This is a genomic window from Streptomyces deserti (genome assembly GCF_054782695.1).
The window spans coordinates 63800-85169 of record NZ_BAAGRZ010000006.1 but is presented as its reverse complement, the minus strand read 5'-3'; the positions used below and the strand labels follow the sequence as shown (position 1 = coordinate 85169).

Here is a 21370-nt window from a genome sequence, read left to right as displayed (position 1 = left end):
CAGCAACTGGGCCTCAGTCGCTTGAAGAGAGTCATATGACGCAGAACATGCTGGACCCGGCAGTCTGGGCGCTCGTTGCCGGTGCCCCAGCCGCGGCCACGGTCATTATCCGCCAGCGGAAGGCGATAAAGAAGTTACGCAAGGGGAGCGACGAGCTCAGGTCCTCGTATGCCGAGCTGCAGGGCGGCTACGCGGAGATCGTCCGGCAGGCCGAGGAGCGGGCCGAGGAAGCGACGAAGACGGTACTGAAGTCCGCCATGCGGACCCTGCAGGGCCTCGCCGCGGAGCAGCAGCTGGTCATCTCCAAGCTGCAGGCTAAGTACGGGGACTCGGTGATACTCCAGGATCTGCTGGAGATCGACCACATGAACTCCCAGTTCGGGAGGCGGGCTCAGTCCATCGCCGTCCTGTGCGAGGGATGGCTCGGTCGGCAGCGGCAGCCCGCTTCGGTCTACGACGTGATCCGCAGCGCGCAGGGGCGGATCCGCCACTACCAGCGGGTCGAGATCCTCTCGCAGGTCGACTTCGCGATCACCAGCCGGGCCGTTGAGCCGATCGCCCTGGCCGTGGCCGAACTGCTGGACAACGCCACGAGCTATTCCGCTCCGGAAACCGTGGTCGAGATCAACGTCCGGTCCGTGCCCAAGGGCATCTGCGTCGTCGTCGATGACGCGGGTGTCGGTATGAACGAGGAGGAGAAGGCCAAGGCGGCGGAGCTGCTGTCCGGCGAACGGGCCGCGGGCGTCTCCGGGCTCGGCAACCCTCCGCAGTTCGGTTTCGCGGTGATCGGTGCGCTGTGTCAGCGCTACGGCTTCACCGTGTCCGTCGACTCCACCTCCCCCTACGGGGGTGTCCGCGCGGTGGTGCTGCTTCCGGAGGAGCTCCTGACGAGCATGCCGGAGCCGAAGAAGCCGGCAGCGACGCTCGTGGCAGGTGCGGGCTCGGGCGAGGCCGACGCGGATGCCGTGGGGACGACCGCCGACGGGCTGCCCAAGCGCCGACGCAAACCGAGGCCCATGGCCGTGGTGCCGAGCGGTCCGGGAACGCAGCGCTCGCCCGCCCGCTCCACCGAGGAGACGGCCTCGATCATGGGCGCCTTTCAACGGGGTACCGAGACCGGCCGGGCGGCACCGCTGGATGCGATGCGCCGAACGAGCCACGCAGACGCAAGTAAGGGACCGGAGACTTCGTGAACAACGACCTGTCGTGGATGCTGGACAGTGCTCTGGAGATTCCCGGGGCCCTGCATGCGGTCCTGGTCTCGGCCGACGGTCTGCTGATGGCCCGTACGAAGGACCTCGGCCGGGACACGGCCGACACGGTCGCCGCCGCGATGAGCGGTGTGCAGTCACTCAGCCGGTCCCTGGGGTTCTTCTGTGATGGTGAGAACCTTCAGTGGCGCCAGACACTGGTGGAGTTCGACGGCGGCTGGGTGTTCCTGATCTCCGCCGGCGAGGGCGCCTACCTGGCGGTTTCGGCGGCAGTCGACATCGACATGGCAGACATCACGTTCCGTATGCAGCAGCTGGTCGGCCAGCTGGGCAAGGAACTGTCGACATCACCCCGCGAGGACTTCGGCCACCGCTCATGACTGACAACACTCCCGATGAGCCTGAAGCCGCTGAGTTAGTACGGCCGTACGTCATCACACGCGGGCGTGATCTGCCCGCCGAGGATCAGTTCTCCCTGATCACTCTCGTGACAACGGCCAGCGATCAGCGGCAGCGTCCCAACCGGCTCTCCCCCGAGGAACAGCAGCTGCTGGACATGTGCTCCGGCGGCTACCTCTCCGTCGCCGAGATCGCCGGTCACACCCAACTGCCGCTGGGTGTCCTGAAGATCCTCCTCAGTTCCCTGGCAGAGGGGGGCTATCTGATCACCCGAGCGCCCGTGCCCCGGGCGCGTCTCGCCGACGAACAGCTGCTCCGGGAGGTGCTTGATGGACTCCAAGCGCACTTTGGATGAGGGCGCCTACGTCCGGGGCGGCGCGGCGCAGACCGCGGTGAAGATCCTGGTCGTCGGGCACTTCGCGGTCGGCAAGACGACCTTCATCGGCACGATCTCCGAGATTCCCCCGCTGTCCACCGAAGAGAACATGACACGCGTGGCGGAAGCGGTCGACGATCTCAAGGGAGTGCAGGGCAAGACCACGACCACGGTCGCCATGGACTTCGGACGTCTGACGATCAGCGACCGGGTCGTGCTCTATCTGTTCGGCACACCGGGGCAGCAACGGTTCGTCCAGATCTGGGAGGACATGGCCCGGGGTGCCCTGGGAGCCCTGGTTCTGGTGGATCCGGAACGGCTGGCGGACTCCTTCGCCGTCATCGACCTGATCGAGCAGTACGGGCTGGCCTACGCCATCGCGGTCAACCACTTCGACGGCTCGCCGGCCCGCACCGAAGGGGCGCTGCGTGAGGCGCTCGACCTGCTGCCCGACACCCCGGTCGTCGTCATCGACGCACGGGACGAGAGCTCATCGGCGAAGGCGTTGATCACTCTCGTTCGCTACCTACACGAACGCGCCGCTCTGGAGCACGCATGACCAGCGAACCGACCCCCGTCCCGCCGCCCGGCTGCCCCGCCCACGGCAGCGGTCAGCGGATACCCCTGTACACCGCGGAGTTCGCCGCCGATCCGCACTCCTACTACGCCTACATGCGTCACCACGGCCCGACGGCCCCCGTCGAGCTGGCCCCGGGTGTGGAAGCGACCCTGGTGACGGACTACGCGGCAGCGCTGGATCTGCTGCAGAATCCGGGTGAGTTCCGTAAGGACTCCCGCCGGTGGCGGGATCTCAACGAAGGCAGGATCAGTCCGGACAGCCCTGTCCTGCCCCTGCTGGCCTACCGGCCCAACTGCATGTTCTCCGACGGCGCCGAGCATCTGCGGCTGCGCCAGGCCGTCACCGAGAGCTTCGCGCGGGTCGACAGCCACCGGTTGAGCGAGAACGTCGACCGGATCGCTCGTTATCTCATCTCCCAGTTCAGCGCCCGCGGATCGGCCGACCTGCTGAACGACTACGCCAAGCAGCTTCCGCTGTTCGTCTTCAACGAGCTCTTCGGGTGTCCCGCGGAGATCGGCGACCGGGTCATGTTCGGCATCTCCGGCATCTTCGACGGCATCAACGCCGAGAAGGCCAACCAGGTGCTCTTCCAGGCTGTGAGCGAACTGGTCGCGCTGAAGCGGGGCAGGCCGGGCGACGACGTCACGTCGTGGCTGATGCGGCACCCGGCCCAGCTGGACGACCAGGAGATGGCCCACCAGCTCGTGCTGCTGCTCGGCGCCGGCGCGGAGCCACTGCGCAACCTCATCGCCAACACCCTCCACCTGCTGTTGACCAACGACCGGTACGCGCAGAGCGGGCTGGTGGAGGAAGCCCTCGACGACACTCTGTGGCACAACCCGCCGATGTCCAACTACGCGCCCCACTACCCGGCCAGGGACATGGAGTTCGCCGGGGAGAAGCTCGCCGCCGGCGATCTGGTGCTGGTGAGTTTCCAGGCCGCGAACGCCGCCTCGGCACGGTCCGCGACCGGGCAGGGCAGTAACCGGGCCCACCTCGCCTGGAGCGCCGGGCCGCACGCATGCCCCTCCAAGGAGCCCGCACGGCTGATCACTCTGGCAGCCATCGAGCACCTCTTCAACGAACTGCCCGATGTGGAACTCGCGGTCCCCGAGGAGAGCCTGACCTGGCGCCCCGGCCCGTTCAACCGGGCGCTGGCTCAGCTGCCGGCCCGCTTCACCCCCGCCGCGCCGCGGAGCGGCGCACAGCCTCAGCCGCCGCAGGCCTCACAGGCCCCGGCGACCTCCGCGGCCGCTCCGGCCAAGGAACGTGGTGGGCTGTGGAGCTCCTTCCTCACCTGGCTGAAGACGTAACAGCATGTAGGCAAGGGGTGACACAGGTAACAGGCGGCCGCCACCGCTGACTGCATGAACGTTCAATCGCAGGGGTAGTGACCGCGGAGGGTGTCTGAGTCATCACAAGTTGAAGGAGAGACAGTGGAGCCGAACGCCACCGCTGCCGCTTCCGTCCGGCAACCCACCGCCGTGTCGTTTCACCACCCGTCCGCCCAGAAGAAGATCTTCCTCATACGTGCCGAGAAAGACAGGCCGCACGGCCGGATACCCGCCCCCGACGGCGGGTATCTTTTTGCCCCCGCTCGGGCCGCCGGCTCGCCCGCGCCCTCTCTGTCTTGCCGCCCGGCGCTTCGGGAGACCCGATGAGGACGGCGTCGGTGAACGAGGCACCGGAAGCTGACGCGGGCATCGTCACACTCGGCGACCATGTCACCGGCCAACTGCGGCGGCTGGGCGCCGTCGTGGGTCTGAAGGACGCGGACATCGCCCTCTACGCACAGACCCTGGCCGACTCCCTCGGGGACGCGTCCGGGCGCCCGTTGTCCCAGCCGCCTCCCTCGCCGAGCTTCATCTCCGACGACCACACGCCGGTCGAGTTCTCCCTGGCCTTCCGACCGGACGCCGCACCCGTACTGCGTGTCCTGGTGGAACCCGGCTGCACCGCCGACGACATGACGGACAACGGACGCCAAGGGCTCGGCGTCATCCGGGACATGGCCCGCCGCTGGGACTTCTCCACCGCCCAGCTCGAGAAGTTGGAGGATCTGTTCCTCCCCCCGTCCGCCCAGGGACCCCTGGCGCTCTGGTACGCGCTGGAGTTACGGCCCGGCGGTGTCCCCGGAGTGAAGATCTACCTCAACCCCGCCGCGTCCGGGCCCGAGCAGGCCGCCGCCACGGTGCGGGAGGCACTGCACCGGCTCGGTCATCGGCAGGCGTTCGCGGCGCTCCCCGCCGCGGCCGGGTATCCCTTCCTCGCCCTGGACCTCGGCAGCTGGGAGACGCCCCGCGTCAAGGTCTACACCAAGCACCCCCGTCTCTGGCCACACGAAGCCTGCGCGCTGAACCGCGCGGAGCCCGGCCCCGCGCCCGAAGACGTCACCACCTTCTTCCGCATCGCCGCGGGAAGTCGCCCGCCCACCGGGGCGGCCGGTGAACGCGAGGCGCCACTGGGCAGGCGACCGGCGCTGACCTGCCACTCCTTCACCGACAACGAAACCGGCCGGCCGAGCGGCTTCACCCTGCACATCCCGGTCCGCGACTACGTCCGTGACGACGAGGAGGCCCTCGCCCGCGCCGGCGTCCTGCTGACCCACTTCGGCATGGACCCCTCGGTCCTCAGCCGCGCCCTGGGCGCCCTCACCACGCGACAGCTCTCCGACGGTGTCGGTCTGATCGCCTACCTGGCCCTCGCCCATGAGCGCGGCCGACGGCCCCGCGTCACCGCGTACGTCTCCTCGGAGGCATACGCGGTGCGCCCCCCGCTGCCGTACCGGCCCGGCCATGTCCCGGCCGGCGACCGGCCGGCCACGTCCGCCCACCAGCCATCCACGCAGTGATCCACGGAACGTCAGAAGGAAGGACCCAGTGGAGCCGTACCGGATCAAGGTCGTCGAGCCCATCCCCCTCACCACCGTCCGGCAGCGCGAGGAAGCCCTGCGACGGGTCTCCTACAACCTGTTCGACCTGCGGGCCGACGAGGTCACCATCGACCTGCTGAGCGACTCGGGAACCGGGGCCATCTCCGCCGCCCAGCTAGCAGCGGGCATGAACGGCGACGAGTCCTATGCGGGCTCCCGTTCTTTCTACCGTTTCCACGAAACGGTCAGCGAGCTCACCGGCTACCCGCACATCCTGCCCGTCCACCAAGGACGCGCGGCGGAACGCATCCTGTTCTCCTCGCTCCTCACACCGGGCAGCACCGTCCTGTCCAACACGCACTTCGACACGACCCGCGCCAATGTGGAGCTGGCCGGCTGCCAGGCCCGCGATCTTCCGTGCCCCGAGGCCAAGGACCTGGACAGCCGGCACCCCTTCAAGGGCGACATCGACCTGCGGGCCCTCGAGCACGCACTGGCCAGTGCGCAGGACAAGCCCGTGGCCGCGGTGGTGATGACGATCACCAACAACGGCGGAGGCGGGCAGCCGGTGTCCATGGACAACCTGCGGAGGACCGCCGACCTGTGCCGCCGCCACGGCGTCCCCATGATCCTCGATGCCGCGCGGTTCGCCGAGAACGCCTGGCTGGTGACCCGTCACGAACCCGGCTACCAGGACCGCACCCCCCGCCAGGTCGCCGAGGAAGCCTTCCGTCTGGCCGACGGGTGCATCATGAGCGCCAAGAAGGACGGCATCGTCCACATCGGCGGCTTCATCGGCCTCAACGACCCCGAACTCGCCCAGAAATGCGAACGCCTCCTCATCGCGACCGAAGGCTTCGCCACCTACGGCGGCCTGGCCGGACGCGACCTCGACATGATGGCCCAGGGACTCCGTGAGGTCACCGAGCCCGCCTACCTCGCCGAGCGCGCCGACATCGCCGACCACCTCGCCCAGCGCATCCGGGCCGCCGGCGTCGACATCGTCGAACCCGCCGGCCTGCACGCCCTCTACCTCAACGCCGGGCGGCTCCTGCCCCACATACCCCCGCACCAGTACCCCGGCCACGCTCTGGCCTGCCAGCTCTACCTCCGCGGAGGCATCCGTTCAGCAGAACTGGGATCCCTCTACCTCGGCGAGGAAGACGAACACGGCAACCCCGTCAAGTCGGCGCCCTACGAACTCGTGCGCCTGGCGCTGCCCCGCCGGGTCTACACCCGCAGCCACTACGACCACGTCGCCCAGACGCTGGCGGACATAGCCAAAGACCCCAGCTCGGTGCACGGCTACCGCATCGTCGACCAGTCCCCGATCCTCCGTCACTTCAGCATCAAACTGGAACCGGTCCAGCCCAGCGCATCCTGAAGGGGCGCCCCATCCGCCGTGGGCAGGAGGGACGACGACGCGGCGAGCGAAGAAAGCCGCGTCGTCGGCGCCGGCCCCTCCCCTCGTCCCCGCCCCTCCCCCGCTGCTAGCCTCCGCACTGGGAACCGGTTGCCATGGCGTTGCCGCAGTTCCCGCAGGGGGACGGGCACGCTGCCCGGGAGAGGGACGAGGCAGGGATGACGAGGAAGAGCGGGGACGTCGGCCGCAGCACCATCCGGGACGTGGCGGCCCGCGCGGGGGTGTCGGCGTCGACGGTGTCGCGGGTGCTCGGCGGGGTGTATCCGGTGAGCGCGGCGACCCGCGCGCGTGTGATGCGGGCGGTGCGCGACCTGGACTACGTCGCCGACGCGCGCGCGAAGGCGGTCGCGGGCGTCGGCACACCCACGCTGGCGTTCGTGCTGGAGGACATCACCGGGCCGTCGTTCGCGCACATGGCGCACGGCGTGGAACGGGAGGCGACCCGGCTCGGGCATCTGTGCCTGGTGTGCAGCACGGAGGGCGACGTCCGGCACGAGCTGGAGTTCGTGGAGATGATGCGCGCCCAGCGGGCCGCCGCCGTGATCCTGGTCGGCGGCACCGCCGACACTCCCGAGTACCGTGAGCGCACCCGCCGCATGGCGGACGCCCTGGCGTCGGCCGGCTCTCGCCTCGTCCTGTGCGGCCGGCCCCCGCTCGGCCCCGGCGCCCCGGTGACGGTCATCGAGTACGACAACGAAGGCGGCGCCTACACCCTGGTCGCCCACGTCCTCGCCCAGGGCCACCGGCGCGTACTGTTCCTCGGCGGCAAACCGGACCACACCACGGCCCAGGGCCGCGAACGCGGCTACCTCGCCGCCCACCGCGCCCGCGGCCTGGAACCCGACCCGGCGCTGCTGCTGCACGGCGACTTCACCCGCGACTCCGGCCACCGCCTGATGCAGCAGGCGCTGAAGCAGGGGCTGGAGTTCACGGCGGTGGTCGCCGCCACCGACATGGTCGCCGCGGGCGCGCTCACCGCCCTGCACGAGGCGGGCCTGGACGTACCCGGCGACGTCTCTCTGGCCGGCTACGACGACATCCCCTTCGCCCGCGACCTGCACCCCGCCCTGACGACGGTCCACGTCCCCTACGAGGAACTGGGCCGCCTCGCCGTCCGCACGGCCCTGGAACGCTCCCCCGACGCCCCCGACGAGCATCTGCTGCTGGGGACGCATGTGGTGGTGCGGGATTCGGTGGGGGCGGGGCAGGCCTGAGCGGTTCGACGAGCATCGGGGGCCGGGCGCCCCCGGGCCGTGAAGAGGATCGCAGGTCTTCAATCCCGCTCTCCGCACGACATGCCCCGGCCCGCGAACTCACACCAGACGATCTTGCCGGGGTCCCTCTCCCCCACGCCCCACTTGTCCGCCAGCTCGGACACCAGCAGCAGCCCGCGCCCGCCCTCGCCCGGCTCCTGGACTTCCGTGTGCGGTACGGCCGGTACGCCGTCCCCGCTGTCGTGCACCTCGATCCGCACCCCGCCGTCATCGCCGTACGGCAACACCCGCAGCAGGAAGCCGCGGCCGGGCGGTACGCCGTGCACCAGGGCGTTGGTCGCGAGTTCGCTGACGCACAGCAGCACATCGTCCGCGCGCCCGCGCACACCCCAGTCGACGAGCGCCTCCCGCGCGAACGCACGCGCGGCCGGCACGGACTGGCGTTCGCGGCGGTAGAACCGCTCACGCGGGGACGGGGGTTGAGGCCAGGGTGGAGTTTCCGTGTTCACGTGACCAGAGTCACTCTGTGTGGTCATCATGAAACAGAGCGCGCACCCGTACATCTGGTTTGTACGGGTGCGCGTCAGTGAACGTACGCGCGCGGGTGGGGAGTTGCACCGGCATGAGCACCACGACACGGTCACGACGGTCACGCAGGAACGCCTCGGCGATGAGGATGGTGGGCGCACTGCTCGCCCTCTACCGCCAGGCCGCCGGGCACACCCAGAAGTCCCTGGGCCAGATCTTCGTCGTCGGCGAGGAGCAGATCGCCTCCATCGAGCAGGGCAGACGTCCACTGAAGCCGGATCTCGCCGAGCAGCTCGACGAACTCCTCGGCACCAAGGGGGCGTTGTCCGCCGCGCTGGAGCACATGCCGGAGGTGGATCTCGTACCGCTGTGGGCGGAGGAGTATCTGGATCAGGAGCGGGAGGCCATCGCCATCTCGTGGTACGAGAGTCTGCTGGTGCCTGGTCTGCTCCAGACGGAGGGGTATGCGCGGGCGGTGTTCCGTAACCGCGTTCCGGTCTACGACGAGGATGAGATCGAGCAGCTCGTGGCCAAGCGCATCGAGCGACGCGAGATCCTGCACCGCAAGGTGCCGCCGATCACGAGCTTCGTCATCTGGGAAGCCGCCCTCAGGGACCACTTGGGCGGACGACGCGTGTACGTCGAGCAGTTGCGGCATCTGCGCGAGTACGCCGACCTGCCCGGGATCACGTTGCAGATCCTGCCGCTGGGCCGTACCGCGCACGCCGGACTGGAAGGCCCGTTCATCCTGCTGGAGACCCCCGAACATCAGCGGCTCGGCTACAGCGAGACGCAGCGCGGAAGCACCTTGATCGCCAGCCCGGACGAGGTGGCGATCCTGACCCAGAAGTATGCGATGCTGCGAACGCAGGCCCTCAACGCCGAGGACACGAGGGACCTGTTGGACCGGCTTCTGGGAGAGAGATGAGCGGCACCGCAAACGAGTGGTTCAAGTCCAGCTACAGCAGCGGTGAGGGCGGCGCCTGCCTCGAAGTCGCCTATCACCCCACCGCCATCCACGTCCGTGACTCCAAGACCCCCACAGCACCCCACCTCACCGTCACCCCGGACACCTGGACCGCGTTCCTCAACCTGGCCCAGTCACTCCGAGCCCGCTGAAACCCGGGTCGGGATCTTGTCCCGGCCCGGGCCCCTTTCCCGGTGACGGTGGTCAGTGCCGGCGGAGTGCGCCGGAGCGACGGAGCCGCCGTACCACTGACCGCAGTTCCGCACTGCGTGTGGGCGAACCGTCGGCCAGGTCCGATGCGAGTGTGGATTCCGGAGGGGTGACGGCGTCGACCGCCCACAGGGCGAGCTCGGGATCCCGCGGGCCGTACGCCGTATACGGTTCGTCGCCTACGGTATCCAGCACACCGCCGACGGTATCCAGCCCACCGTCACCTGTATCCGGTCCACCGGATCCACCCTCCCGTCGGCGATCGCCGAAGATCCGCACCGGATGCCTCGCGTCCCAGCGCTCCCAGCCCGGGTCGCCGTCCGCCGCGAAGCGCACCCAGGCTCCGTGCATGGCGTCGGCGAGCTGCTGCGGGGCGCCCTCCCCGGCCAGTTTGCGGGATTCGGGGACGTCCCCGGTGTCGAAGACGAAGCCGAGTTCGAGGGCGTGGCAGGCGCCGAGGCCCGGACGGTTCGAGGGCCAGGCGAACTCGTACACGTACGACGCCTCCGTGCGGGCGTCGGCCAGGTGGTGCAGCGGGATCCTGAGCAGGTGGTCGGTGACCAGCTGGCCGACGATCTCGGCGGTGCCCGCCTCGGGGTGCAGGGCGCGGTAGCCGCGCGGGACGTCGCTGCCGCAGCGGCAGCGGGCCATGGCACCGGCCAGGGCGACCGGGCCGAGCCGGTCGACGCGCTCGAGCAGTCCGCCGGGCACCAGCCACAGCCGGTACTCGTCGCGGGTCCAACCCATGAGCAGGTCGACGCCGGGGGCCGCCCCGCCGTCGGTGAGTGCCTCCAGCGGGTCGCGGGGGACGACGTCGCCGTCGACGACGATGCCGAAGGCGGGTCCGCCGAGCACCGGACTGCTCAGCTTGCCCACCTCGCCCTGGGTGCGCAGCAGCAGGTCGCGGTCGACGGCGGCGAAGGCCTCGGCGGTGGCGGGGATCTTCAGCCGGGTCGCCATGCGGCGCACCATGCGCCGTACCTTGTCCCGGTCCGCTGCCTCGGGCGGCCCGCTCTGCAGGATCGCCCGTCTGACCAGGCCCTGGGTCTGCGGGGCGGCGATGAGGGCACCGGTGCTGATGGCGCCGGCGGACTGGCCGGCCAGGGTGATCCGGCCGGGGTCGCCGCCGAAGGCCTCGATCGCCTGGTGCACCCAGGTCAGGGCGGCGATCTGGTCGCGCAGCCCGGGGTTGGCGGGGGTGTCGGGGAACAGGCCGTAGCCCTCCACCCCCAGCCGGTAGTTGACGGACACGAACACGACGCCGTCGCGGGCGAAGGTGCGGCCGTCGTACACGGGCACGGCGGAGGAGCCCCTGGTCAGGGCGCCGCCGTGCAGCCAGACGAGGACGGGGAGCCGGGCGCCCGGGTCCGGCTGTGGTGTCCACACGTTGAGGTTGAGGCAGTCGTCGCCGGGCACGACGGGGTCGGACAGGTACTGGGCGAAGGCCTCGGAGTACGGGGGTTTGGGCGCCGTCGGCCCGAAGGTGCCCGCGTCGCGCACCCCGTCCCAGGGTTCCGGGGGCACGGGCGGCCTGAAGCGCCGGGGACCGAATGGGGGCGCCGCGTACGGGATGCCCCGGAACACGGCGATCCCGTGCTCGTATCTGCCGCGCACGGCCCCGTAGGGGGTCTTGACCACGGGGTCCGTCTGGTCGCTGACCACGGGGTTCGTCTGGCCTGCCGTCATACGCCCACCAGCCCTTCGCCGCGCTCGTGCACCGGGTAACTCCAGAGCATCACACCGGCTCCGGGTATTCCGGCGCACGAGCACCGTATGAGGGCTATTTGGCGTACATCAGCGTGCCGAAGCCCAGCTGGTCGTAGCCGCCGCTGGTGGATCCGTAGTCACCGCCGCCGCCCTCGGGGGCGACCGAGAAGCACATCTGGGCGATGTACTTGTCGTCGAGGTACAGACGCCGGTTGTAGTGGTAGTGGAGCATCGCCCACACCGGGCGGACCTGGCCGCGGGAGCCGGAGCCGATGACGGTCTGTGACTGCTGGGCGCAGTTCTGTCCGCTGCCCCAGGTGTAGGTGGTGTAGGGGACGTCCATGCCCAGGTTGTACTTGGCGACGTACTGGGCGGCCTTCATGAAGCGGCGGCCGTCGTACGAGTAGAGGTCCTCCCCCTGGTTCCAGGCCATCTCACAGAGGGCGCCCATCTGGCCCATGCCCATGACGGTGTGGCCCTGGTCGCGGCCGGACTCCTGCCACTGGCCGAGGTCGTAGCCCTCGACGCCGGGGTACAGGAACGGGACGGCGTTGCGGAGGGAGCCGTTGCCCGCGCCGGACTTGAAGTACGTGACGGCCTGGTCGTACTTGGCGGCGTCCTCGTTGAGGATGCCGATGGCGAGGATGGAGGCCATGGTGCACAGGTCCCAGTTCGCCCAGTAGTTGGTGATGCAGGCGTCGTTGTGGCCTGTGAGGAACTGGTTGTTGAGCGGGTAGAAGACCCTGGCCATCATCTGCTGGAAGCGACCGAGGTCGAACGCCGGGTAGTCCCGCATCAGTTCGGCCGCATTGGCGAACTGCCAGCCGTAGATGCCGGCGGCGAGGAACCGGTCGGCGTTGCCGGTGATGGTCGTCAGGGTGGCTGACCAGGCGTTGAGGATGCGGGCGGCGCACTGGGCGTTGGCCTCGGTGCCGCCGACCTTCCAGCGCAGGGCGTTCTGGTAGGCGGCGTGGATGTCGTTGTAGAGGATGCCGTAGTTCTGGCCGGTGCCGCCGCGGATGATGGTTTCCTGCGGGTTGGGTGTCCAGGTGGACTGGGAGTGGGAGTTGGCGGTGAGCCTCCTCCAGCCGGACAGCCAGGGGTCGTCGCCGGCGGCGACCCTGACCTTGGCGCGGTTGATGTCGCCCCAGTTGTGCAGCATCCCGGGGTGGGTCCAGGTCGAGGGGGCCGCGCCGGCGGGGGTGCCGGTCAGCGCGGCCGTGGCGCCGCCGACGGCGAGGGCGGCGGTGAGACCGCCGGCGGTCTTCAGCAGACCGCGGCGGCTCATCTGGGGTGTCTGTTCGGTTGTCCGGAGGTGCGTGTGGGGGGAAGTGCGGCTCATGTGGTGCATCTCCAATCCGCGGAGGATTACAGGGGGGTGATGCTCACCTCGTCGAACTCGGTGGTGCTGCGGGCCAGGGGGCTGCGGGAGCAGACCACGAGGCCCACGTAGTAGGGGGCGTCGCCGAAGCCGGGGATGTCTCCCGCGGCGAGGGGGGTCCAGCTGACGCCGTCATCGGTGGAGGCGTAGGCGGTGAAGGCGGTCCCGGTGCGCTTCAGCCGCAGCAGGCAGGGGGCGGTGACCGTGCCGTTGCCGGTGAAGGTCGACCGTCCGGCGACGGTTGTACGCAGCATGAGCTGCGCGGTGGTGCCGCCGGTGACGATGGCCCCGGCCGCCTGGTCGAACGGCGACAGGGACTTGGCCATCAGCAGTCCCACCCGGTCGGCGCCGGCTCCGCTGCGGGAGACCAGCCGGGCGGTGATCTCGCAGTCGCCGGTGACGGGCCGGCGGACGAACTGGCCGGTCATGCCCTGGTTGTTGACGGTGAGGTCGGTTCCGGCGCCCCGCACCACGAAGGTCCCGTCCTCGTGGGAGGTGCTGCCGGGGGTACGGACGGCGACCACGCCGAAGGTGCCGTAGGCGCGGTCGTCGAGGACGACGTCGCCGAGGTCGCCGTAGGTCCAGGGCGCGGGCGGCGGGGTGCCGACCGTGATGGTGAGGGTGCCGGTCGCGTCGCCGGCCGCGTTGCCCGCCGTGGTGGTGACGGTGAACGCGCCGGTCCGGGTGGGCGTTCCGGAGATCAGGCCGGTGCGCCGGTCGACACGCAGGCCGTCGGGCAGGCCCTCGGCGGTGAAGCGGACGGGCTCGTGGGAGGCCCGCAGGAGGTGGCGGAAGGGGACTCCCTTGTTGGCGAACGCCGTGGTGGGTGAGGTGAGTCGGGGCAGGGACGGGGTCGGCGTCCGGGCGGCGGAGGTGTCGGAGAGCGGGCCGCGTCCGCCGCGGTTGGTCTTGGCTACGGCGTAGTGGTACGTCGTGCCGGGCGTGCCGGTGGCGTCCGCATACTGTATGCGGGTGCCGAAGCCGACCGGGCCGACGCCGGTCGCGATCGTCTCGTAGGGGCCGTGGCCGGTGGTGGAGCGCAGCACCGTGTAGCGGGCCGCGGGGTCCGGGTCGGTCCAGGACAGTTCGATGGCGTCCGGGCCCGCCGAGGCCTTGAGGTCGGTGGCGGTGCGGGTGGGGCGGGGCACGGACCAGACCTCGCCGAGTGGGGAGTCGACGACGACGTTGTCGAAGGCGCCGGTGCCGGTCTCGGCGTAGTCCTGGTCGACGCCGAGGCAGGAGGTGAGGGCCAGGCCCGCGTAGGCGGTGTGCCCCAACTCGACGTCGGTGGAGCCGACTTCGGTCCAGCGGATGCCGTCCGGGGAGATCGCGCCGGTGCAGCGGGTGCCCTTGCGGGTGACGCGGACCCAGTACGGCATCCGCAGCCGGTAGCCGTCGCCCGCGCCCTCGACGTACGGGGCCTCGAGCGGGGTCGCCGACTCGGGCAGCGTGCCGAGGTTGGAGATCGGGAAGGCCGCCTTCGCGGTGATCGCCTCCTGCTGGGCGGGCGGCACGGGCGTGCTGCCGGTCGCGGAGAGGGACGCCTCTGCCTTCGGGCGCACGGTCCACACACCGCTCCAGGTATGCAGTGGCAGCCCCTGGATCAGCATCGAGGCGTGGGCCGCGTCCGCGTCGAGGGAGGCACGCAGGGTGACGCCGATCTTGGAGTACTGGGAGCTGAGCGGCCACACGATGCGCGCGGTGACGCTGCCGTCGCCGCGTAGCGGCAGGTGGGCGAGGCGGTAGGTGTCGGCGGTGCCGGACGCCTCCAGCAGGAACCGTTCGCCGTCGAAGACGGCGGAGCCGGGGATCTTCACGTCGCCGACGTCCTGCGTCTTCCAGGGGGCGGGGAGCCCTGCGGCGGCTGCCGCCCAGGCGGAACTGCCGCTGGTGCCGTGGGAGTTGGTTGCGGTGACGGTGTAGTAGAAGGTGCGACCCGACCGCACACGGTCGTCTGTATACGATGTTCCGTCGACGCCCTCGGTGATCCGCTCGTACGGCCCCTCGGGGGCCTCGGCCCGCAGCACCGTGTAAGTGTCCGCCCACACCGAGGGCAGCCAGCTCACCGTGACGGCCCGGTCGTCGCCCACCGCTGTGACCCCGGCCGGTGCGGTGGGAGCGGTCGGCGCGGGTGCCTTGGTGCCGGCGTAGGTGAAGGTGCCCCAGCTGGGCAGGTCGTCGTTGCCGCCCTCGACGACACGGGAGCCGCCGGTGCCGCGGAAGACGGCGGCCTTGGTGTACGGGGCGTCGAGGCCTCGGACCCCGGTGTAGTGCGCGTACGCCATCTCGTAGATCGGCGGCAGATTGCCGCGCCCGATGGCCGAGACCGTCCGCTTGACGTACTTGCCGGTGCGGTCGAGGTCGGGGACGAAGGGGACGTCGCCTCCGAGGTTGTAGCGGGCGGCGTACTCGAAGTTGGCGAGGATGCGGTTGTCGTCGTGGCCCCACAGGTCGACGCCCTGGTTCCAGGCGACCTGGGCGGCGTCCGCGAGCAGGCCGGCCGCGAGCTGTTCGTGGCCCTGGTCGCGGCCGGACTCCTGGCCCTGGCCCGCGTCGGTGACGATGCGGTTGCGGACGCTGCCGTTGCCCGCGCCGGCCGCGGCGAAGCGCAGGGCGTCCTCGAAGAGCGTCGGCTCCTCGCAGAACACCCCGATGGCCAGGACGGTCTGAAGAGCCGTCAGGTCCCAGTTGCCGTTGGCGTACAGCATGTAGCCGGACACCGCCGGGTACCACACGCGCAGGAACGACTCCTCGCAGCGGGCGATGTCGTCCGTCGACCATCCGTCGTATGCGGTATGCCGCAGCAGCTCGGCCGCGTTGACGAACTTGAAGGCCTGGAGCCCCGCGCCGAGCGGGCCGTCGGCGCCGGTGATCCCGGTCAGGGAGGCCGACCAGGCGTTGAGGATGTCACGGGCCTTGTCGGCATGGGCACGGTTGCCCGTGACGCACCACATCAGGGCGTTCTGGTAGGCGGCGGCCGAGTCGGCGACGGCCTGGTTCTGGAAGTTGGTGGGGCCGCGGCCCCAGGTGGTGATCTGGCCGGTGTTCTGGATGGTGTACGTGGCCTGGGAGCGGGCGTGGGCCGCGAACGCCAGGTAGCCGTCGTATACCGGCGACTGTCTGTCGGCGACCGCGGCCTTCATGCGGGCCAGGTCGGCGGCGCTGTGCAGCAGACCGGGGTGCCGGAAGGTGATCGCGGATCCGCCGGTGCGGGCCCGGGCGGCCGTGGCGGAGACGGACAGCAGTCCGGCTCCGGCCACGGCCGTGAGCCCCGCCGCGCCGAGGAACGACCGTCGGCTCAGGGGAAACACGGATGACTCCTCGTTACGGGTGCTGCACGGTGAGCGTGAGGGACTTGGTCGCCGTGCCCACGGAGTTCGTGGCGGAGACGGTGACCGGGTAGGTGCCGGGGACCTGCGGGGTGCCGGAGATCTGGCCGGTCTTCTCGTCGCACTCCAGGCCCTTGGGCAGCCCCTCGGCGCCGAAGGACGTGGGCAGCGCGGTCGCGGTGACGAGGTGGTTGAAGACCTGGCGTGCGGTGGCGGTGGCCTCGCCGGCGCTGGTGATCTCCGGGGCCACGGTGGCGGCCGGGGTGGCGGAGTCCAGGAAGCGCAGGTTCTGCACGTGCTCGTTGGCGAACGCCGGCACCATGTCGGTGGTCAGGTACCAGCCGGGCTTGCGCATCTTGTCGTAGATGACCGTGCCGTTGATCGCCAGGTTCTGGAAGGTGAGGTTCTTGATGGGGCGGTCCGCGTCGTAGCCGGTGAGGACCGCCATGGTGGCGTGCGTGCCGTCGTACGTGAGGTTGCGGACGTACACGTCCTGGATGCCGCGGCCGGGTGCGGCGTTGTAGCGGTTGGCCATGACGCGCATGTTGATCAGCTGGCCCCAGGTGAAGTCCTCCACCCGGACGTCCTGGATGCGCACCTTGCGGATGAGGTTGCGGTCGCCGGGGTTGAGGGCGAAGCAGCCCTGGTAGAGGACCTGCGGTTCGCGGTGCTGGAGGACGTCGATGTTGCTGAAGACGATGTTCTCGATGGTCTCCGGCTTGTCCGGGTTGCCGTGGGTGCCCATGTTCACCGGGTGGGCGACATCGGCCCACAGGGTGGAGTCGCGGACGGTGACGTTGCGGCAGTCGCCGTAGTAGTCCCAGCGGTGGGCGTAGATGGCGATGCAGTCGTCGCTGTTGCGCATCCACACGCCCTCGATCAGGACGTCCTCGCTGCTGAACACGTCGATGCCGTCGCCCCACTGGCCGCTGCTGTAGGAGTGCAGGTTGCGGACGGTGACCTGCTTCGACTGGCCGATGGTGCAGGAGTAGCCCGTCTTGGGGTTGAGGGCGAGGATGCCGTCGATCTCGATGTTCTTCGAGAACGCCACCAGGGTGGCGGCGTCCGAGTCCCAGATGATGCCCCGGCCGAGCAGGCGGGCGTTCTCGACGTTGACGAACTCCACGCGGGCCTTGAGCACCGCGCCGCCGGCCAGGTACACCGTCTTGCCGCTGGGCACCTTCACCACGCCGCCCGAGGGGGTGTGGAGGCCGGGGCCGAAGTAGATGACGTCGGGGTCGCCCTGTTCGGGCCGGGTCTTCTCGATGGGGTTGGCGTGCAGTTGGAGGTTGCCGTAGATGTCGCCGTCGATCTCGATGGAGAGGTTGCGCGGCTCGGTGAGGCTGAAGGTGAGGGTGTCGCCGCTGACCTCGTGCTGGATGTCGTACGACAGCGGGCGGATCCGCGCGGAGGGGATGGTGCCCTTGGACCAGGTGACCTGCACTTCCACCGTGCCGGTGAAGTCGAGGTTGGCGACCGAGGTGGCGCGGATGGTGCCGGCACCGGTCTTCTCGTTGATGGTCTTCGTGGTGGCGCGCAGGACCGGCACCGGCTTCCACTGGCCGCCGGGGGTGCGGGCCTTGACCACGAAGGTGGTGTTGACCGGCAGCGAGCCCGGGACGGGGTGGATCACCAGCCGGTCGGTGGCCTCCGGTCTGTCGTCCGCCGCCGTGGCGGTGCCGGCCGCCGTGCCGATCAGGGTGTAGGCCGCCGCGGCGGCACCCGCGGCCTGGATGACGGTGCGCCGGGACAGTCCGGTGCCCTGGGTGTCGTTCATGGTGAGGTTCCTTAGGAAAATGAGGGGCGTTGGTTACTTCAGTCCGGAGGTGGACATCCCGGCGACGAAGCCGCGCTGGGCGATCAGGAAGATCAGCAGGATGGGGACGACGTACATCACGGAGGCCGCGGCCTGGAGCTCGGGGACGGGCTGCCCGGCCGGGGTGTTGTAGGCGGACATGACGGCGACGGCCAGCGTGGAACGGTCGCTGGACAGCAGCAGCTGCGGGGCGATGTAGTCGCCCCAGGTCCAGGTGAAGGCGATCACGAAACTGGCGGAGACCACCGGCCAGGACTGGGGCAGGAAGATCCGCCAGAACATCCGGGTGTAGCCGCAGCCGTCGACGATCGCGGCCTCTTCCAGCTCGCGCGGCAGGCCGGCGAAGAATTGCCGGAAGAGGAAGACCAGGTACGGCGCGGAGGACAGGCCCCACAGCACCCACGGCCAGTACGTGTCGACCATGCCGAGCTTGGCGAAGATCAGGTAGGTCGGCAGCAGGGTGATGAGCTGCGGCAGCATCATCGAGCCGAGCAGGATGCCGAACAGGGTCTTCTTGCCGGGCGCGTCCAGGCGGGCGAAGCCGAAGCCGACCCAGGCCGAGCTGAGGGTGACGAGGACGGCGTAGATGAGGGCGATGATCAGGGAGTTGCGGGCGTAGCCGAGGAAGTCGATCTGGGTGAAGGCGTCGGTGAAGTTGTGCCACTGGAAGGTCTCGGGCAGCCAGCGGACCGGGGAGGAGGCCAGTTCGGCCTGGGTCTTGAGGCCGGAGACGACCAGCCAGCCGAACGGGCCGAGGAACAGCCCGGTGATCACGACGAGGACCGTGTAGAGGACGAGGCGGTCGACCCGCAGCTTCACGGGGCCGGAGGCCGCCGAGGACGGGGGAGAAACACTGGTGGCGGTCACTTCTTCGCCTCCGGATCGACGTTGTAGAACACCACGCCGGACGTGAACCTGAAGATGAGGCCGGTCGCGACGAGGATCAGGACGAAGAGCACCCACAGCAGCGCGGAGGCGTAGCCATAGCGGCCGATCGCGAAGTACTGCGCGAACACGTGCATCATGTAGAGGTAGTTGGACTGCGGGACCAGGGTGACGCCGGCCGTGGTGCCGTCGGGGGCCAGCAGCAGCGGCATGATGGTCTGCACCGAGGCGATCACGCCGGTCACCGTCTGGAAGAGCAGCACGGGGGACAGCAGCGGCACGGTGATGCTGCGGAAGGTCCGCCAGGCGCTCGCACCGTCGACGCGGGCCGCCTCGTGCAGTTCCCGGGGCACGTCCTGGAGTCCCGCCAGCGAGATGATCATGATGTTTCCGGCGGTCCACAGCACCGTCATCAGCAGCACGTAGCGGGCGTAGGGGTCGTTCAGCCAGCCGAGAGCGTCGATGCCGAAGAGGTTCAGCACGCCGTTCGTGGCGCCGGAGTTCTGGTCGAAGAGCTGCTTGAACGCCAGGCCAGCGCCCACCGGCGGCACCACGGCCGGGAGGTAGAGCAGGGTGCGGAACAGTCCGCGCGCCTTGAGCGGCCGGTTGACCAGGACCGCGAGTGCGAGCCCCGCGATGATCGACAGGGGCACCGAGGTCACCGCGAACAGCCCGGCCCGTCCCAGGGCGTCCCAGGTGACCGGGTCGGAGAACAGCTCGCGGTAGTTGTCCAGCCCGACGTAACGCCAGTGCGGCGAGAGGCCGTCGAAGGTGGTGAAGCTGAGCCACAGCGCGTACGCCATGGGGGCGATCGTCAGCAGCAGGAACCCGATGATCCAGGGCGCGGTGAACATGTAGAACGCCCGTTGCCTGCGCGCGGTCATGGAGGTCCTCGGCCGGTTCACGACCCGGACCGGTTCCCTGGCCGCGAGCGCTTCCGGCCGCCCGGCCACGGAGGTGATCTGCTCGGTCGTCATCCCACCTGCTCCTTACCGCGCTTGAGCTGCTCGTTCATGGCGGAGCTGAGGCGTCCGGCGAGCGTGTCGATGGATATCCGGCCGGTCATCGCCGCCGGGGCGATCTGGTTGAAGAGGGCGTCGAGCGCGTCCGCCGTGGCGTACGGCGTGAAGGAGATCACCGAGAAGTGTTTCAGCTCGGCCTCCTGCACCCTGAGCACCCGCTTCTGGTACTCCTCCTGGGCCGGCATCATCGAGCGCAACGACTTCAGGGTCGGGATGCCCCAGCCGCCGGACGCACGCGCCTTGGCCGGCCCCTCGCCGAAGAACCACTCGAAGACCCGCCACGCGGCGTCCTTGTTCCGTGCCTTCGCCGGCATCCACAGGCCGGTGCCGCCCTGGCAGGGGCTGATCCGCGGGCCACCCTCGAAGACCGGGGCCGGGGCGAGGCGCGACACCTGCGCCAGCTTCCTGTCGGTGTTGATCAGGCCGCCGAGCCAGTAGCCCGCGTTCGACATGGCCATCCGGTTCGCCTGGTACGTGGGCCCGTCCCAGGTGTTGGGATCGGGCTGGATGGGGCTCGGCCCGACCCTGGTCTTGCAGTAGTCGATGTACCAGCCCAGGGCCTTGCGGGCCTCGGGGGTGGTGAAGTCGACGCGGGTGAAGTCGTCGGTGAAGAGGCTGCCGCCGGCCGCCGCCGTCAGGCAGGCGAGGAGGCTCGACTTCATCAGGCCGTTGTAGCTGCCGCCGAAGACGGTCGTCTGGCCGTTCCTGCGCCGGGTGAGGCGCCCCGCGTTCTCCAGCCACTCCTCGAAGGTGACCGGATCCAGCTCCGGGGGCAGGCCGACGCCCGCCTTGTCGAACAGGGCGGTGTTGTACCAGTACATGGAGTCCTGGGAGAAGTCCTTCGCCATGCCGTAGCGCGGGCCCCTGCCCTGGGTCCGGCCGTCGTAACGCCACAGGTCGTTGACCGGGTCCAGGTCGCCGGGCCTGAGAACACTGCTCGTGGCGAAGTACGGGTCCAGGTCCTCCATCACGTTCCGCGCCGCGAAATACGGTGCGTCGATGGCGCCGACGCCGCGCACCAGGTCGGGCGGGCTGCCGGTGGTCATCATCGCGATCAGCTTGGTGATGTCGTACTTCACCAGGACGATCTTGATGCCGAGGTCCCTGTGGGCCTGCTTGACGTCATCCGGAGTGATCTCCCCGGGCTTGACCATCACGGTGATGGTCTCGCCCGATCCGCTGATCCCGCTGGACACCCGCATCGCGCAACCGCTCAGCGCCGTCGCGCCGGTCGCGGCGCCGGCCGCCGAGAGGGCGAGGAATCGGCGGCGGCTCAGGGCAGCACCAGCACGTGGGTGCATGAACGCACCACCTCCTGAACTTGCTGTTCGACATATCGGCCGAGGATCGGCGCATCGACCGGAACCCATCGTTGGCAACCGGTTGTTGTGTGTGGGGCAGAGCTTCTTCCGGTCCGATAGGCGCGTCAAGAGCCTTGACGAACTTTCGA

18 protein-coding genes and 1 pseudogene are annotated in these 21370 nt (G+C 69.7%); 11 read left to right on the top strand and 8 right to left on the bottom strand.

The features are described 5' to 3' along the window. Positions 1 to 35: 35 nt before the first annotated feature. The 8 genes from ACYVMZ_RS13955 (at position 36) to ACYVMZ_RS13920 (ending at position 8075) form a co-directional block, all read left to right on the top strand. Complete coding sequence (locus ACYVMZ_RS13955) at positions 36 to 1193, top strand: sensor histidine kinase (protein WP_461079254.1); 1158 nt, start codon at positions 36 to 38, stop codon at positions 1191 to 1193. Next, on the top strand, positions 1190 to 1591 hold the full coding sequence (locus ACYVMZ_RS13950) for a roadblock/LC7 domain-containing protein (protein WP_461079252.1): 402 nt from the start codon (positions 1190 to 1192) through the stop codon (positions 1589 to 1591). The genes ACYVMZ_RS13955 and ACYVMZ_RS13950 overlap by 4 nt, the downstream gene beginning before the upstream one ends. Then, positions 1588 to 1965: a DUF742 domain-containing protein gene (locus tag ACYVMZ_RS13945; protein ID WP_461079250.1), complete on the top strand. Its 378-nt coding sequence runs from the start codon at positions 1588 to 1590 to the stop codon at positions 1963 to 1965. The genes ACYVMZ_RS13950 and ACYVMZ_RS13945 overlap by 4 nt, the downstream gene beginning before the upstream one ends. Continuing rightward, complete coding sequence (locus ACYVMZ_RS13940; protein ID WP_461079248.1) at positions 1940 to 2545, top strand: GTP-binding protein; 606 nt, start codon at positions 1940 to 1942, stop codon at positions 2543 to 2545. Before ACYVMZ_RS13945 ends, ACYVMZ_RS13940 begins: the two co-directional genes overlap by 26 nt. Continuing rightward, positions 2542 to 3879: a cytochrome P450 gene (locus tag ACYVMZ_RS13935; RefSeq protein ID WP_461079246.1), complete on the top strand. Its 1338-nt coding sequence runs from the start codon at positions 2542 to 2544 to the stop codon at positions 3877 to 3879. The genes ACYVMZ_RS13940 and ACYVMZ_RS13935 overlap by 4 nt, the downstream gene beginning before the upstream one ends. Positions 3880 to 4238: 359 nt before the next feature. Further along, positions 4239 to 5417 (top strand): tryptophan dimethylallyltransferase family protein, encoded by a 1179-nt coding sequence (locus ACYVMZ_RS13930; protein WP_461079244.1) that lies wholly within the window; start codon positions 4239 to 4241, stop codon positions 5415 to 5417. Between the two features lie 28 nt (positions 5418 to 5445). Further along, positions 5446 to 6822 (top strand): tryptophanase, encoded by a 1377-nt coding sequence (locus ACYVMZ_RS13925; protein WP_461079242.1) that lies wholly within the window; start codon positions 5446 to 5448, stop codon positions 6820 to 6822. A 197-nt stretch (positions 6823 to 7019) separates the two neighbouring features. Continuing rightward, entirely contained in the window at positions 7020 to 8075 is a 1056-nt protein-coding gene (locus tag ACYVMZ_RS13920) for a LacI family DNA-binding transcriptional regulator (RefSeq protein ID WP_461079240.1), read from the top strand. A 59-nt stretch (positions 8076 to 8134) separates the two neighbouring features. Here the strand turns inward: ACYVMZ_RS13920 and ACYVMZ_RS13915 are convergent, their stop codons facing one another. Then, the gene (locus ACYVMZ_RS13915; protein ID WP_461079573.1) at positions 8135 to 8611 is read right to left on the bottom strand and encodes an ATP-binding protein; all 477 of its coding nucleotides are present in this window, start codon (positions 8609 to 8611) and stop codon (positions 8135 to 8137) included. A gap of 86 nt (positions 8612 to 8697) precedes the next feature. Here ACYVMZ_RS13915 and ACYVMZ_RS13910 point away from each other — a divergent pair, with 86 nt between their 5' ends. From ACYVMZ_RS13910 to ACYVMZ_RS13900, 3 genes are read left to right on the top strand one after another with little or no spacing between them, the layout of a single operon-like run. Then, on the top strand, positions 8698 to 9531 hold the full coding sequence (locus tag ACYVMZ_RS13910; protein ID WP_461079238.1) for a helix-turn-helix domain-containing protein: 834 nt from the start codon (positions 8698 to 8700) through the stop codon (positions 9529 to 9531). Next, entirely contained in the window at positions 9528 to 9722 is a 195-nt protein-coding gene (locus tag ACYVMZ_RS13905) for a DUF397 domain-containing protein (protein ID WP_461079236.1), read from the top strand. Before ACYVMZ_RS13910 ends, ACYVMZ_RS13905 begins: the two co-directional genes overlap by 4 nt. Before the next feature lie 42 nt (positions 9723 to 9764). Next, positions 9765 to 9893: a hypothetical protein gene (locus ACYVMZ_RS13900; RefSeq protein ID WP_461079234.1), complete on the top strand. Its 129-nt coding sequence runs from the start codon at positions 9765 to 9767 to the stop codon at positions 9891 to 9893. A 253-nt stretch (positions 9894 to 10146) separates the two neighbouring features. Here the strand turns inward: ACYVMZ_RS13900 and ACYVMZ_RS13895 are convergent. From ACYVMZ_RS13895 to ACYVMZ_RS13865, 7 genes and pseudogenes are all read right to left on the bottom strand, one after another. Then, positions 10147 to 11466, bottom strand: a pseudogene (locus tag ACYVMZ_RS13895) (carboxylesterase/lipase family protein); the annotation flags it as partial. Between the two features lie 94 nt (positions 11467 to 11560). Next, positions 11561 to 12829, bottom strand: coding sequence for an alginate lyase family protein (locus tag ACYVMZ_RS13890; RefSeq protein WP_461079232.1), 1269 nt, complete (start codon positions 12827 to 12829; stop codon positions 11561 to 11563). A 26-nt stretch (positions 12830 to 12855) separates the two neighbouring features. Then, positions 12856 to 16179 carry an alginate lyase family protein gene (locus ACYVMZ_RS13885; protein ID WP_461079230.1) on the bottom strand — a complete coding sequence of 1108 codons (3324 nt, stop codon included), beginning with the start codon at positions 16177 to 16179 and terminating at the stop codon, positions 12856 to 12858. A gap of 13 nt (positions 16180 to 16192) precedes the next feature. Continuing rightward, positions 16193 to 17974: a putative Ig domain-containing protein gene (locus ACYVMZ_RS13880; RefSeq protein ID WP_461079228.1), complete on the bottom strand. Its 1782-nt coding sequence runs from the start codon at positions 17972 to 17974 to the stop codon at positions 16193 to 16195. Positions 17975 to 18007: 33 nt separating this feature from the next. Then, a complete protein-coding gene (locus tag ACYVMZ_RS13875) occupies positions 18008 to 18880 on the bottom strand; it encodes a carbohydrate ABC transporter permease (protein ID WP_461079226.1) in 873 nt (290 codons plus the stop codon). Further along, positions 18877 to 19875: a carbohydrate ABC transporter permease gene (locus tag ACYVMZ_RS13870; protein WP_461079224.1), complete on the bottom strand. Its 999-nt coding sequence runs from the start codon at positions 19873 to 19875 to the stop codon at positions 18877 to 18879. Before ACYVMZ_RS13870 ends, ACYVMZ_RS13875 begins: the two co-directional genes overlap by 4 nt. Next, on the bottom strand, positions 19872 to 21221 hold the full coding sequence (locus ACYVMZ_RS13865) for an extracellular solute-binding protein (RefSeq protein WP_461079222.1): 1350 nt from the start codon (positions 21219 to 21221) through the stop codon (positions 19872 to 19874). The genes ACYVMZ_RS13870 and ACYVMZ_RS13865 overlap by 4 nt, the downstream gene beginning before the upstream one ends. Positions 21222 to 21370: the final 149 nt, after the last annotated feature.